At 64.5% G+C, this 12,957-nt stretch carries 14 protein-coding genes; 5 read left to right on the forward strand and 9 right to left on the reverse strand.

Features of this window, described 5'->3' with window-relative positions; translation table 11 throughout:
* Positions 1-465: 465 nt before the first annotated feature.
* Together POS17_RS02965 and POS17_RS02970 are read left to right on the forward strand one after the other, a co-directional pair.
* A complete protein-coding gene (locus tag POS17_RS02965; RefSeq protein WP_060837285.1) occupies positions 466-1,227 on the forward strand; it encodes an SDR family oxidoreductase in 762 nt (253 codons plus the stop codon).
* 222 nt (positions 1,228-1,449) lie between these two features.
* Positions 1,450-2,355 (forward strand): cation diffusion facilitator family transporter, encoded by a 906-nt coding sequence (locus POS17_RS02970; RefSeq protein ID WP_060837286.1) that lies wholly within the window; start codon positions 1,450-1,452, stop codon positions 2,353-2,355.
* 73 nt (positions 2,356-2,428) lie between these two features.
* Here POS17_RS02970 and POS17_RS02975 read toward each other — a convergent pair whose 3' ends face one another.
* From POS17_RS02975 to POS17_RS03005, 7 genes are all read right to left on the reverse strand, one after another.
* Positions 2,429-3,568, reverse strand: a complete 1,140-nt coding sequence (locus tag POS17_RS02975) for an AGE family epimerase/isomerase (RefSeq protein WP_060837287.1) — start codon at positions 3,566-3,568, stop codon at positions 2,429-2,431.
* 218 nt (positions 3,569-3,786) lie between these two features.
* Complete coding sequence (locus POS17_RS02980) at positions 3,787-4,359, reverse strand: HupE/UreJ family protein (RefSeq protein WP_060837288.1); 573 nt, start codon at positions 4,357-4,359, stop codon at positions 3,787-3,789.
* Between the two features lie 36 nt (positions 4,360-4,395).
* Positions 4,396-5,010 carry an urease accessory protein UreG gene (gene ureG, locus POS17_RS02985; protein WP_060837289.1) on the reverse strand — a complete coding sequence of 205 codons (615 nt, stop codon included), beginning with the start codon at positions 5,008-5,010 and terminating at the stop codon, positions 4,396-4,398.
* 9 nt (positions 5,011-5,019) lie between these two features.
* Positions 5,020-5,694 (reverse strand): urease accessory protein UreF, encoded by a 675-nt coding sequence (locus tag POS17_RS02990; RefSeq protein ID WP_060837290.1) that lies wholly within the window; start codon positions 5,692-5,694, stop codon positions 5,020-5,022.
* Complete coding sequence (gene ureE, locus POS17_RS02995; protein WP_060837291.1) at positions 5,691-6,191, reverse strand: urease accessory protein UreE; 501 nt, start codon at positions 6,189-6,191, stop codon at positions 5,691-5,693. Before ureE ends, POS17_RS02990 begins: the two co-directional genes overlap by 4 nt.
* Positions 6,192-6,472: 281 nt before the next feature.
* Positions 6,473-7,105 carry a TetR family transcriptional regulator gene (locus tag POS17_RS03000; RefSeq protein WP_016967858.1) on the reverse strand — a complete coding sequence of 211 codons (633 nt, stop codon included), beginning with the start codon at positions 7,103-7,105 and terminating at the stop codon, positions 6,473-6,475.
* A 169-nt stretch (positions 7,106-7,274) separates the two neighbouring features.
* Complete coding sequence (locus POS17_RS03005) at positions 7,275-7,742, reverse strand: hypothetical protein (RefSeq protein WP_060837292.1); 468 nt, start codon at positions 7,740-7,742, stop codon at positions 7,275-7,277.
* A gap of 385 nt (positions 7,743-8,127) precedes the next feature.
* On the opposite strand from POS17_RS03005, the gene POS17_RS03010 reads away from it, so the two are divergent.
* Positions 8,128-10,203, forward strand: coding sequence for an AsmA family protein (locus tag POS17_RS03010; RefSeq protein WP_060837293.1), 2,076 nt, complete (start codon positions 8,128-8,130; stop codon positions 10,201-10,203).
* Between the two features lie 64 nt (positions 10,204-10,267).
* Here POS17_RS03010 and POS17_RS03015 read toward each other — a convergent pair whose 3' ends face one another.
* Both POS17_RS03015 and POS17_RS03020 read right to left on the reverse strand, forming a co-directional pair.
* Entirely contained in the window at positions 10,268-10,798 is a 531-nt protein-coding gene (locus POS17_RS03015) for a ferritin-like domain-containing protein (RefSeq protein ID WP_060837294.1), read from the reverse strand.
* Between the two features lie 111 nt (positions 10,799-10,909).
* Positions 10,910-11,863: a LysR substrate-binding domain-containing protein gene (locus POS17_RS03020; protein WP_162492847.1), complete on the reverse strand. Its 954-nt coding sequence runs from the start codon at positions 11,861-11,863 to the stop codon at positions 10,910-10,912.
* A 125-nt stretch (positions 11,864-11,988) separates the two neighbouring features.
* Between POS17_RS03020 and POS17_RS03025 the strand changes: the two genes are divergently transcribed.
* Positions 11,989-12,627 (forward strand): FMN-dependent NADH-azoreductase, encoded by a 639-nt coding sequence (locus tag POS17_RS03025; protein WP_060837296.1) that lies wholly within the window; start codon positions 11,989-11,991, stop codon positions 12,625-12,627.
* Positions 12,628-12,636: 9 nt separating this feature from the next.
* Positions 12,637-12,942: a DMT family transporter gene (locus tag POS17_RS03030; protein ID WP_060837297.1), complete on the forward strand. Its 306-nt coding sequence runs from the start codon at positions 12,637-12,639 to the stop codon at positions 12,940-12,942.
* The last annotated feature ends 15 nt before the right edge of the window (positions 12,943-12,957 follow it).

A 12,957-nucleotide genomic window follows, 5' to 3' on the forward strand; every position in this document is an offset into this window, starting at 1 on the left:
TGGAGGCAATTGTCAACCTTTTTATTGTCGCAGCCGGACCTTGCCAAAGGCGGGGATAAGCCTGTGGATAAGTCTGTGACTAAACTCTGGAAAGACTGCGCTGAGCAGCGTGGTTGCTGGCCTCTGGCCTTATGCACTTTGACCGCGCGGTCATCTTTGCCGGTCGCGGGTGCATGGACAGCCGCTGCGGGTCAAGCAAAAAACTTCTCGTGATCGGCTGCAAGCCTTGTGCACAGTGGCTTTGCGGGATCTGCACTTGCCCCCAAAGACTGTGGACCGGCCTGTGGATAAGGTGCGCGCAGCTGGCTGCAGGCCACGGCTGCCGTGCCTTCCGGGCCAGTGAGCGTTTTTTGTACAGCTGCCCGGGGTGTCCGGGGCTTCTGTTGCCGCCCAGAGCCGGGCCGGGCATGCTGCGAAACGCTTTTTTCATGAAACGGCGGCTCGCCACCCAGCAAGGAGAACACCATGACTTCCACACTGTTCATTACGGGCGCGACGTCCGGTTTTGGCGAAGCCTGCGCCCGGCGTTTTGCCGCGGCCGGTTGGTCGCTGGTGCTCACCGGCCGGCGCGAAGAGCGTCTCAACGCGCTGTGCGCAGAGCTTTCCAAGCAGACCGAAGTGCACGGCCTGGTGCTCGACGTGCGCGACCGCAAGGCCATGGAAACCGCCATCGCCAATCTGCCGGCGTCCTTCGGCAAGCTGCGCGGCCTGATCAACAATGCCGGCCTGGCCCTGGGCGTCGACCCGGCGCCCAAATGCGACCTGGATGACTGGGACACCATGGTCGACACCAACATCAAGGGCCTGATGTACAGCACCCGCCTGCTGCTGCCACGGCTGATCGCCCATGGCCGGGGCGCCGGGATCGTCAACCTGGGCTCCATCGCCGGCAACTATCCGTACCCGGGCAGCCACGTCTATGGCGCGAGCAAGGCCTTCGTCAAACAGTTCTCCCTGAACCTGCGCTGCGACCTTCAGGGCACCGGGGTACGAGTGACCAACATCGAGCCGGGCCTGTGCGAAAGCGAGTTCTCCCTGGTGCGTTTCGCTGGCGATCAGGCGCGCTATGACGCCACTTATGCCGGCGCCGAACCGATCCAGCCCGAGGACATCGCCGACACCATCTTCTGGGTGCTCAACACGCCTGCCCACGTCAACATCAACAGTCTGGAGCTGATGCCGGTGAGCCAGACCTGGGCCGGCTTCGCCATCGAGCGCAAGGTGTAGCCGCTGCCGCAGGCTGCGACAGGGCCGCCAGGCCCTCTTGCGTTCGCAAGACCTCGGCGCTCGCAGCCTCGCCATGGCTCGGCAGCGACTACAGTTGTACTCGGAAACACATAAGCTGATTCGTTTCAGCTTGAAGCCGGCCCTGGCAAGGTAGAATTCCGACCCGAAATTTCGCGGCCGTCTCACACGAGGCGGTGTTTTCGAAGTTCGATAGGAGGAATCGTGAGTAACCGAGGTGAGCAGTCTCTGCTCAAACAATCGACTGTATTGATGTTCATCGTGGCGATCGCCGGTATCGTCACGGGTTTTGTTTCTGGCGCCCAATCCATTTTGTTCGATGGATTTTTTTCCCTGATCGCGACCGTCATCAAGGTCCTGATGCTGATCACCGCCCGGTTGATCGCCAAGGAAAGCAACCACCGTTTCCAGTTCGGCTTCTGGCATCTGGAGCCCATGGTGCTGTTGATCGAGGGCAGCTTCCTGCTGCTGATTGCCATCTATGCCTTCCTCAACGGTGTGTTCGGCATCATCAACGGTGGCCGAGAGGTCGAGTTGGGGCTGGTGATCTTTTATGCCGCCTTCTTCGCCGTGGCGGAGTTCGCCTACTTCTTCTATGTGCGCCGGCGTAACCGCAAGCTCAAATCGTCACTGATCCAGTTCGACAACATCAGCTGGCTGGTGGACGCGATGCTCTCGGTGGGGCTGCTGGTGAGCTTTGTCACGGCGCTGCTGCTCAAGCAGTACGGGCATGACCGCTGGGCGGTGTATGTCGACCCGGCGATCCTGATCCTGCTGGCCATCAGCATGCTGCCGCCGGCCTTGAAGATCCTGCGGCCGGCGTTGCGTGATGTGCTGGGCATCGCTCCGGACCAGCTGGATGAGAAGGTGCGCAGCGTGATGGAAGAGGCCATGGTTGCCTATGGCTTCCAGGAATACATTTCCTACGTGCAGAAGCACGGCCGGGCGCGTTTCATCGAGATCCATATCGTGCTGCCGGCGGACTATCCGCTGCAGGATGTGGCGACTCTGGACCGCTTGCGCGAGGAGATTTCCAGTGAGTTGGGAGAGGCCGACGCCGCGCGCTGGCTGACCATCAGCTTTACCGGGGATCGCAAGTGGATCGTTTGATCGGCGGTGCGCTTTTCGCCGACCAGCCGTCTCCTACAGGGGGCTTGCAGGAGCCGGCTGGCCGGCAGAGGCTTCAGGCAAAATATTCCGCCAGCCCGCGATAACAGGTCGCCAGGTGATAAGGCGTGGTCGAGGGCATATCCCGCCGGCTGACCGCGCCACTGGCATCCAGGCATTCATTCCAGCCCCCTGCATGCAGAAAATGCGCGTGCAGCGCCTTGAGCTGACGCAGCAGGGGCGCCTGGCTGTCCGCACGCAAGGTCAGGGCACGCACGTACTCGGCCTGGGCCCAGATGCGCTGGGTCGCGTCCTTGATGGGGGCACCCGGTTGCAGGTCGAGCATGGCGCACACCGCGCCGCTCTTCGGGTCGACACCAAGCTGCTCGGCAAACGCGAAGGCACGACTCAATGAGGCGTGCAGCGGGTTGCTGCGCAGCAAGGGCGAAGAGTCGAGGAGGAAGAACCACTCGAACTGATGCCCTGGCTCGAACCAGTTATCCACAGCCCCCAGTGGCTTCTCCAGCATCACTCCGTGCTGCGGGTCGATGAACTGCTGCTGCATGGCCTGGCACAGCTCCAGCAGTGCGGTTTGTACCGCGGCGTCTTCGCGTACTGCCAGGATTGCGAGAAAGGCTTCGGCCAGGTGCATCAGCGGATTCTGCAGGGGCCCGGAACCCAGTACGGACCAGTCCTCGGCGAGGCTGGCTTCGTAGAGTCCATCGCCCCGGGCAAAGCGCAGGGCTACCACTTCCAGGGCGGCATTGAGCACCGACTCCACCAGCGGCTCGCGGACCTTGGCCCAGTAATGAGCGCAGGCGAAGAGGATAAAGGCGTGGGTGTAGAGGTCCTTGCGCCGATCCAGCGGTGCGCCGTCGGCATCGATGCTGTAGAACCAGCCACCGTGCTCGGCATCGTGGAAGTGCCGCTGCAGCGAGCGGAACAGCGCGGCGGCCCGCTCTTGGGCAAAGGGGGCGGCGGCATCACCGATCAATTGGGAGAACAGGTACAGCTGCCGGGCACAGGCCATGGCTCGATAGCGCTGCGGCGGCAATGGCCGCTGTTCAGCGTCCAGCGCCTCATAGGGCAGTGCCAACTGCGGATTCCAGCCCGGGCCTTGCCACAGCGGCACGATCACCTTATGGAAATGCTGCTGCATGGCGTTGAACAGAGCGCTCGATTCAGGCGAGGTGGCGGAGCGGGATACATCGGGCATTGGCTGGCGTCGTCACGGCAGGTTTGAGTGCGCGACATGTTACCAGAGAAGCCCCGCCAGGCGGCTTGCCCGCCAAGCACGCCATACGGGTAGGAGCCGGCTTGCCAGCGAAGGCGTCCCGAAGATTACCTCAGCCTTGCAGGAGCTGGCTTGCCCGCGAACGAGGCCCGCAAGACCGCCTTCGCCGGCCAGCCGGCTCCTACAGAAGAGGGCAGGGATCAGCCTGCCAGCAACCACACGCCCGTTGCGGCCGAGGCGGCACCGGCCACGCGCACCAGCGGCGCCGCCGCCTGAGGCAGTACCCGCACCACGGCATAGCCGGCGGCATGCAGGGCCGCGGTGGCTGCGACAAAACCGGCGGCGTAGGTCCAGGGACTGGACATGTCCGGCAGTTCCAGGCCGTGAGCCACGCCGTGGAACAGGGCAAACAGCGCAGTGGCGGCGAGCGCCAGGCTCAGCGGCGGACGCACCGCCAGGGCCACGGCCAGGCCCAGGGCCAGTACCGACGCGGCAATGCCGCTTTCCAGGGCCGGCAGGTTCAGCCCTTCAAAGCCCAGCAGGCCGCCGATGAGCATGGTGCCGACGAAGGTGCAGGGCAGTGCCCAGCGCGCCGCGCCTTGCTGCTGGGCCGCCCACAGGCCGACCGCAAGCATGGCCAGCAGGTGGTCGAGGCCGCCGATGGGGTGGCTGATGCCGGCCAGCAGGCCGTTGTCGCCGTGGCCCGGGTGAGCGAAGGCCAGGGCCGGGGTCAGCAGCAGCGCCAGGGCGCCGAAGAGTGATTTCAGGGTCATGAGTGGCTTCCTTGTTGAGCTTTTTCAGGTTCGGTTTCAGGCCGCGGTCAGCAGCCCTTGGCGTTCGATGAAGGCGATGATCTCTTGCAGTCCCTGGCCGGTTTTCTGATTGCTGAAGACAAACGGCTTGCCGCCGCGCATGCGCTGGGTGTCGCTGTTCATCATTTCCAGTGAGGCGCCCACCAGCGGCGCCAGGTCGATCTTGTTGATCACCAGCAGGTCGGACTTGCAGATTCCCGGGCCGCCCTTGCGCGGCAGCTTGTCGCCGGCGGAAACGTCGATCACGTAGATGGTCAGGTCCGACAGTTCCGGGCTGAAGGTGGCCGAGAGGTTGTCGCCGCCGGATTCCACCAGGATCAGGTCGAGCCCGGGGAAGCGCCGGTTCAGCTGGTCCACCGCCTCCAGGTTGATCGAGGCGTCTTCGCGAATGGCGGTGTGCGGGCAGCCGCCGGTTTCCACGCCGATGATCCGCTCCGGGGCCAGGGCCTGGTTGCGTACCAGGAAGTCGGCATCCTCGCGGGTGTAGATATCGTTGGTCACCACCGCCAGGTTGTAGCGTTCGCGCAGGGCCAGGCACAGGGCCAGGGTCAGGGCGGTTTTGCCGGAGCCCACTGGGCCGCCGATGCCGACGCGCAGAGGTTGTGCGTTCATGAGTTTCTCCTAGGAACGGAACAGGCGGCTGTATTGGCGCTCGTGGGCCATGCTCGCCAGGGACAGGCCGAAAGCGGCGCTGCCATGATGGTTGGGATCAAGGTTCGTGGCGTGGTGCTGGGCCTGCTGCAACAAAGGCAGCAGCTCGCTGGTCAGGCGCTGGGCGGCCTGCTGGCCCAGGGGCAGGGTCTTCATCAGCACCGCCAGCTGGTTTTCCAGCCAGCTCCAGAGCCAGGCGGCCAGGGCATCGGCGGGGCTGATGTGCCAGGCGCGGGCGGCCAGGGCCCAGCCCAGGGCCAGGTGCGGTTCGTCCTGGCGCGCCAGCAGGTCCCGGGCACCAGCGTCGAGTTCCGGCAGGCCTTCCAGCAGTTGCTTGAGGGAATAGCCCATCTGCCGGCTTTCCTGGTACAGCTCGCGGGTTTCGCGGCTGGCCCGGTGGGCTTCGCACAGCTGCTGCAGGCGGACCCAGTCCTGATCGGCGGCGGCTTGGCAGTGGGCCAGCAACAGCGGTGCTTCGAAGCGCGCCAGGTTCAGCAGCAGTTGGTCGCCGATCCAGCGGCGGGCGCTGTCCGGGTCATGCACGCGCTGCTGTTCCACGGCCATCTCCAGGCCCTGGGAATAGCTGTAGCCGCCAATCGGCAACTGCGGACTGGCCAGGCGCAACAGGGCCCAGGCCGGGTTCATGGACGGACGCCGAACTGATGCAGGCGCGGTGGATAGTTGAAGTCTTCATCGCCGTGACGCGAATGATGGTGGCCGCCGCCATAGGCGCCGTGCTCGGGCTGGAAGGGCGCCTCGATGGTGTCGGTGCTGGCCCCCAGTTGTTCGAGCATGGCCTTGAGCACGTAGTCATCGAGCAGGCGCAGCCAGCCGTCGCCCACTTGCAGGGCCACGTGGCGGTTGCCCAGGTGATAGGCGGCGCGGGTCAGTTCGAAGGCATTGCGGCAGGTGACGTGCAGCAGGGTTTCCGGGCGGGCGCAGACCTTGACGATGCGGCCGTCCTCGGCTTCAAGGAACTCGCCGTCGTGCAGCGGCGGCTGGCCACGCTCGAGAAACAGGCCGACGTCTTCACCCTCGGCACTGAAACAGCGCAGGCGGCTTTTGCTGCGGGCCTCGTAAGTCAGGTGCAGCTCGGCGGACCAGGCGTTTTGGGGGGCGGTTCTGCGGTGGATCACCAGCATCGGGGAGCTTCCAGCTATGAGCGATGCACAAGCCAGAGCAAGGGGCTTGCCAATCGCTCGGAGGAGAGGGAAACCCCTTTGTCGACACCGGAACTGCGCCTGAAAAAGGGGCAAAACCTTGTTTTATCTTGTTACAAAATGGCGCGCTGCGCTGATTTATAGCACCGAGTTGGTGCGCGGGAAATATTTTTGCCGCAATCCGGTGCCGGGCCGGCGTCCAGGCGCGAACCCGCGCCCTTGAGCGGGGCGCGCAGATGAATTGAAGGGGGGGGAGCGGCGGGTTACTCGGTGCTGCCCAGGCCTTGCCAGTGTTTCAGGCCGATGAAGATGAAGCGCAGTTGCTGGGTGATCTTGGCCTGGGGCGTGAGGTGCTCGGGCAGGGCCTGAGCTGGCGGATCGATGATGTCCGGCAGGGTGGCGAACACGCTCTTGACGATCAGGTCGGCCATCACCCCGAGATCGGCGGCATTGAGGTGCTGCAGCTTGGGCATCAGGGTCAGGTCGGCCGCCAGGTCGGAACTGATGTTCTCCCGCAGGCTGGCGATGGCCTGGCGTACCGGCAGCGAGCCGCCGTATTGCTCGCGGGCGAGAAACAGGAACTGCGCGCGCTTGGCTTCCACCACGTCGAGGAAGATGCGCACCGAGGCGTCGATGATGCCGCCCATGACGAATTCGTTGTGGCGCACCAGGCGGATGGTTTCGCGAAAGGTCTGGCCGACCTCGCTGACCAGTTCCAGGCCCAGTTGGTCCATGTCGCTGAAGTGCCGGTAGAAACCGGTGGGCACGATGCCAGCGGCTTTCGCCACTTCCCGCAGGCTCAGGCTGCCGAAACCACGACCACACTCCATCAGATGCCGGGCGGCATCCATCAAGGCATTACGGGTCTGTTGCTTCTGTTCGGCGCGGGGCAGCATCGGCGGGTTATTTCTTTGCTCAAGAGGAGCGGCGCACTCTAGCAAATCAACTTTGCCGGAGTCGAACCTGCGTCAGGCGAGGGCAGGGAGGGCGGGGGGCGACAACGGGGCTCCATGAAAGCCAAAGCCCGATCCAGGGATCGGGCTTTTTTTAAGGGCCAGCATGGCCTCAGCTCGCTGCTTGATGACGTTCGGCCAGGCGATCGGCACCGCCTTCGGCAACAGTCTGGCCTTGAGGGGTGCGGCTGAAGCCATCTTCCACCAGGCCTTTCTCTTCCAGGCGATCACGGCCGCCTTCGGCTACGGTTTGACCTTGTGGGGTGCGATCGTAGCCATCTTCAGCGACGTTCTGACCTTGTGGAGTACGGTCGTAACCATCTTCGGCAACGTTCTGGCCCTGAGGGGTGCGATCATAGCCGTCTTCGGCAACGCTCTGGCCTTGTGGCGTGCGGTCATAACCGTCGGCAGCGACTTTGTTGCGTTCGATCAGGCGATCCGAACCGCCTTCAGCCAGGGTTTGGCTGAACACGCTGTGGCTGGCCTTGACCTGCGGAGTGGCTTGTTCGGCGGCCGGCAGGGCGAAGGCGTTGGCGGCCAGGATGGACAGGGTCAGGCTCAGTAAGATGTGGCGTTTCATGATGGGGTGCTCCTTGGCAGGGCGATAAATTGGGTACGGAGCTAATGTTACCGCCGCAAATTCGATATAAAAGTTCATAACCACAATGGTAATAATCAACGAAATTGATTGTTTGCCCGCAAGGCTCTAGCCCGGGCCTTTGCGCCGACGGCGTTTGCACCGCAGTGGGTATTTTCGACTCACTCAGGCTTCGCAACAGGGCAGGGCGAGGTAACACCCGGCTGTCCGATCGATCAGGAAATCGGTTTTTTTTCGCCTGGGCCGGCGCCCGGATTAAACCTGTGTGGGCTTTATCAGTCGTAGTTTTCATGGCCGGGGATTCTCCACCGGCATTTCACCGATGCGTCGTGATTTGGCGCTCAGTTGTCTTCAGGAGCCTCGTGCAATGACGCGCACTCGTAAAATTCTCGCCTGGACCGTCTGTGGTCTGATCCTGCTACTGGCCGTGCTGGTGCTGGTGATTGCCTTCTTCGACTGGAACCGGATCAAGCCGACCCTCAACGCCAAGGTGTCCGAGGAGTTGCACCGGCCGTTCGCGATCAATGGCGACTTGTCGGTGGCCTGGCACCGCGAGCCTGAAGAGGGCGGCTGGCGCGCCTGGGTGCCCTGGCCCCACGTGGTGGCCCAGGACCTGACCCTGGGCAATCCGGACTGGTCCAAGGCGCCGCAGATGGTCGGCCTCAAACGGGTCGAGCTGCGGATCTCGCCCCTGGCCCTGCTGGTGCGGCGGGTCAGCATCCCGCGAATCGACCTCACCGAGCCCGACGCCGCGCTGCAGCGGCTGGCCGACGGTCGCGCCAACTGGACCTTCAAGTTCGACCCGAAAGACCCTGAGGCCGAGCCTTCGAGCTGGACGCTGGATATCGGCGCCATCGGTTTCGACAAGGGCCACGTGACCCTGGATGACCAGACCCTGAACACCCAGCTCGACCTGCAAGTGGAGTTGCTCGGCAAGCCCATTCCGTTCAGCGACATCGTCGGTGAAAGCGAGGCGCAGAAGGTCACGGCAAAAGGCGCCGAGCCGCAGGCCTACGCGTTCGCCCTCAAGGTCAAGGGCCAGTACCACGGGCAGAAGCTTGCCGGCACCGGCAAGATCGGCGGGCTGCTGGCCCTGCAGGACGGTCGCCGGCCGTTTCCGTTGCAGGCCCAGGCGCAGATCGGCGCCACCCAGGTGGAGCTGCGGGGCAGCCTCACCGACCCGCTGAATCTGGGCGCCCTGGACCTGCGCCTGAAACTGGCAGGCACCAGCCTGGGCAACCTCTATCCGCTGACCGGGGTGACCCTGCCGGACTCGCCGCCCTATGCCACCGACGGCCATCTGACCGCCAAGCTGCGCGACCCGGCGGGCGCGACCTTCAGTTACCAGGATTTCAACGGCAAGATCGGCGACAGCGATATCCACGGCAACCTGACCTACGTGGCCAGTCAGCCGCGGCCCAAGCTCAGCGGTGCGCTGGTTTCCAACCAGTTGCTGATGAGCGACCTGGCGCCGCTGATCGGTGCCGACTCCAACTCCGCGCAGAAGGCCCGGGGCGGCGAGAGCAAGCAGCCGGCGGACAAGGTGCTGCCGGTGGAGGAGTTTCGCACCGAGCGCTGGCGCGACATGGACGCCGATGTGGAGTTCACCGGCAAGCGCATCGTCCACAGCGCCGATCTGCCGTTCACCGATCTCTACACCCACCTGGTGCTCAATGACGGCCAGCTCAGCCTGGAGCCGCTGCGCTTCGGCGTGGCCGGCGGCAGGCTGGATGCTCAGGTGCGCCTCAATGGGCAGGCCACGCCGCTGGAAGGCCGGGCCAGGCTGACCGCGCGCAACTTCAAGCTCAAGCAGCTGTTCCCAGGGTTCGAACCGATGAAGACCAGTTTCGGCGAGCTCAACGGCGATGCCGACATCGCCGGCCGCGGCAACTCGGTGGCGGCCTTACTGGGCAGCGCCAACGGTGACCTGAAGATGCTGATCAACGACGGCGCCATCAGCCGCAGCCTGATGGAAATCGCCGGACTCAACGTCGGCAACTATGTGGTCGGCAAGATGTTTGGCGACAAGGAAGTGAAGATCAACTGCGCCGCCGCCGACTTCGGCATCAAGAGCGGGCTGGCCAGTTCCCGGCTGTTCGTCTTCGACACCGAGAACGCCATCATCTACATCGACGGCACCGCCAACATGGCCACCGAGCAACTGGATCTGACCATCACCCCGGAATCCAAGGGGCTGCGCCTGTTCTCCCTGCGTTCACCGTTGTATGTGCAGGGCAAGTTCATCAAGCCCAGCGCTGGCGTCAAGGCGGTGCCGCTGGTGCTGCGCGGGGCCGGGATGGTGGCGCTGGGGGTGATCGCCGGGCCGGCGGCGGGGCTGCTGGCGCTGGTGGCGCCCAGCGGTGACGAGCCCAATCAGTGCGCGCCGTTGCTGCAGCAGATGCGCTCGGGCAAGGCACCGGTGACGGTGAAACCGAGCAAGTAGGAAAAAGGGCGCCTGGCGCGCAAGCCCGCTCCAGCGCAAGGCAGGGGCGGGCCTGGGGAGGGGGTTACAGATCCTTGAGGATGTCGGCCATGTCGTCGGCGTGTTCTTCTTCCTGGGCCAGGATCTCTTCGAACAGGCGGCGGGTGGTGGGATCCTTGTCGCCGATGTACTGGATGATCTCGCGGTAGCTGTCGATGGCGATCCGCTCGGCCATCAGGTCCTCGTAGACCATTTCCTTCAGGTTGTTGCCGGCCACGTACTGGGCGTGGGAGTGCTTGGACAGCAGGTCCGGATTGAATTCCGGTTCGCCACCGAGCTGGACGATGCGCTCGGCCAGCTTGTCGGCGTGTTCGGCTTCCTGGGTCGCATGCTCGAGAAACTCGTCGGCCGCCACGCTGGCCTTGAGGCCGGTGGCCATGAAGTAGTGGCGCTTGTAGCGCAGGACGCACACCAGCTCGGTGGCCAGCGACTCGTTGAGCAGGCGCAGCACCTCCTCGCGGTCGGCGCTGTAGCCTTCGGTCACGGCGCCGTTCTCCACGTGTTGACGGGCCCGCTGCCGCAGGCTTTGCACATCAGATAAATGCTTGTCGCTCATGTCGATCTCCTGGGGGCTAATCCGTTTGGCGTCAGGCTCTGTCGACCTGATCGCTACATGGGTTGTGAGTCCCGGGCGCGGCAAAAAGTTTTATCGGATAGGCCTGCTCCTTCAGTTCGCGCTGTGTGAGCGGCCAGGAGCGCCGCCGCGCGCCAGGGGCGGATGCCCGTCCAGCAGCGATTCCTCTTGCAGCCACTGGAGGAAGGCCTTCACCGGCGGATGGCGTTCACGGCCCGGCACGCACAGGGCGCTGTAGCCGGCACCGTCCACCTGGACCTGCGGGCGATAGGGTTGCAGCAGGCCGCTAGCCACGCTCTGGGACACCAGGATATTGCTCGCCAGCACCAGGCCCTGGCCGGCAATGGCGGCCTGCAGGGCGTATTGCTCTTCGTCGTAGGAGCGGACCAGCGCCGGGTCGGCGAGCCACTGTTCACCGGCCAGGGTGCACCAGGCCTGCCAGCCGTCGGCGTAAAGCCTTGAGTTGCGCCAATGCACGCTGATCAGGGACGGTCGCTGCTGCTGTGCGAGGGCCACTTGCCGGGGGGCGCCGTAGACCGCGAAACGCTCATCGAACAGACACAGGCCGTGGAGGTCCGGGTAGTCATCCTGGCTATAGCGGATCGCCACATCGATGCTGGCGTCCTGCTGCAAGTCCACCACTTCACAACGGGTGTCCAGGCGCAGGCTGATGCGCGGGTGCCGGGTGTAGAACCGTCCCAGCCGCGGCACCAGCCACAGGGCGGCGAAGGCGGCCGTGGTGGATACCGTCAACTGGGTCGGGCTGGGGCTGGGGCGCAGGCTATCGACACTCTGGGTCACATCCAGCAGGGCGCCGTGCAGGCTGTGGAACAGCCGTTCGCCGGAGTCGGTCAGGCGTACCTGGCGTGGCAGGCGCTGGAACAGGGGCACGCCCAGCCAGTGCTCCAGGCTGCGGATCTGGTGGGACACCGCGGTGGGCGTCACCGACAGGTCCTCGGCGGCGGCCTTGAAGCTCAGCAGGCGCGCGGCGGATTCGAAGGTGCGCAGGGCGGTGAGGGGCAGGTGGGCGAACATGTTTGGCTCCATGGGTGAGCTAAGTTCATCTGAGTGAACTTTTGCTCATTTGTTGCGAAAACCCGGTGCCTCTAGATTTATCGCGGAATCTACGGCCATGCAAGGTCGTTGAAATCAATCCGCAGGAGAGCATCAAGATGAGTTCAGTTCTTGTCATTCACGGCAGTCCACGGGGCGAGCGTTCCCATAGCCGGCGGTTGGCCGAAGCGTTTCTCCAGGCCTGGCAAGGGGCCCATCCCCAGGGCAGGCTCACGCGCCGGGAAGTCGGGCGGGGTTCCCTGCCCCACGTCAGCGAGGCCTTTATCGCCGCGGCGTTTTATCCACAGCCCGAGGCCCGGTCGCTGTCGATGCAGGCCGACCTGGCCTTGAGCGACGAGCTGGTGGGCGAGTTGCTGGAGCATCGGCGCCTGGTGATCTCGGCGCCCATGTACAACTTCAGCGTGCCCAGTGGGATCAAGGCCTGGGTCGATCACATCGTGCGCCTGGGGCTGACCTTCAACACCCTGCTGGATAACGGCGTGGCCCAGTACCAGCCACTGGTGCAGGGCAAGAAGGTATTGATTGTCACCAGTCGTGGTGGTGGCGGCTTCGGTCCCGGGGGCGAGCACGAAGCGCTGAACCACGCCGATCGCTGGTTGCGCACGGCCCTGGGATTCATCGGTATCGAGGACGTGACCGTGGTCGCGGCAGAAGGCGAGGAGTCGGTGCCCGAGCGTTTCCAACAGTCCTGTGACGAGGCGCAGCAGCGTCTGCTGGCCCTGGCACGCACGTTCTGAGGTGGCGCCATGGCCTGGATATACCTGCTGCTGGCGGCGGCCTTTGAGGTCACGTTCGCCATGGGCATGAAGTACGCCGAGGGCTTCACCCGTCCCTGGCCTTCGCTGGTGACGGTGATGGCGGCCGTGGCCGGCATCTACTTCCTGACCCTGGCCATGCGCGAGTTGCCGGTCAGCGTGGCCTATCCGATCTGGACCGCGATCGGCTCCCTGGGCACGGTGCTGCTGGGCTTCGTGCTGCTGGGGGAAAGCCTGACGCCGCTCAAGCTGCTGTCGGTAGGGCTGATCGTGGCCGGGGTGGCGGGGTTGAAGTAGGCGGGGCTGTCATGT

This window comes from Pseudomonas sp. Os17 (genome assembly GCF_001547895.1).
Classification (GTDB): Bacteria; Pseudomonadota; Gammaproteobacteria; order Pseudomonadales; family Pseudomonadaceae; genus Aquipseudomonas.

What these genes read in the sequence shown, in the direction of transcription:
- POS17_RS02965 (WP_060837285.1), top strand. Translation starts at nt 466, where the DNA reads ATGACTTCCACACTGTTCATTACGGGCGCGACGTCCGGTTTTGGCGAA.
- POS17_RS02975 (WP_060837287.1), bottom strand. Translation starts at nt 3,568, where the DNA reads ATGCCCGATGTATCCCGCTCCGCCACCTCGCCTGAATCGAGCGCTCTG.
- POS17_RS02980 (WP_060837288.1), bottom strand. Translation starts at nt 4,359, where the DNA reads ATGACCCTGAAATCACTCTTCGGCGCCCTGGCGCTGCTGCTGACCCCG.
- ureG (WP_060837289.1), bottom strand. Translation starts at nt 5,010, where the DNA reads ATGAACGCACAACCTCTGCGCGTCGGCATCGGCGGCCCAGTGGGCTCC.
- POS17_RS02990 (WP_060837290.1), bottom strand. Translation starts at nt 5,694, where the DNA reads ATGAACCCGGCCTGGGCCCTGTTGCGCCTGGCCAGTCCGCAGTTGCCG.
- ureE (WP_060837291.1), bottom strand. Translation starts at nt 6,191, where the DNA reads ATGCTGGTGATCCACCGCAGAACCGCCCCCCAAAACGCCTGGTCCGCC.
- POS17_RS03000 (WP_016967858.1), bottom strand. Translation starts at nt 7,105, where the DNA reads ATGCTGCCCCGCGCCGAACAGAAGCAACAGACCCGTAATGCCTTGATG.
- POS17_RS03005 (WP_060837292.1), bottom strand. Translation starts at nt 7,742, where the DNA reads ATGAAACGCCACATCTTACTGAGCCTGACCCTGTCCATCCTGGCCGCC.
- POS17_RS03010 (WP_060837293.1), top strand. Translation starts at nt 8,128, where the DNA reads ATGACGCGCACTCGTAAAATTCTCGCCTGGACCGTCTGTGGTCTGATC.
- POS17_RS03015 (WP_060837294.1), bottom strand. Translation starts at nt 10,798, where the DNA reads ATGAGCGACAAGCATTTATCTGATGTGCAAAGCCTGCGGCAGCGGGCC.
- POS17_RS03020 (WP_162492847.1), bottom strand. Translation starts at nt 11,863, where the DNA reads ATGGAGCCAAACATGTTCGCCCACCTGCCCCTCACCGCCCTGCGCACC.
- POS17_RS03025 (WP_060837296.1), top strand. Translation starts at nt 11,989, where the DNA reads ATGAGTTCAGTTCTTGTCATTCACGGCAGTCCACGGGGCGAGCGTTCC.
- POS17_RS03030 (WP_060837297.1), top strand. Translation starts at nt 12,637, where the DNA reads ATGGCCTGGATATACCTGCTGCTGGCGGCGGCCTTTGAGGTCACGTTC.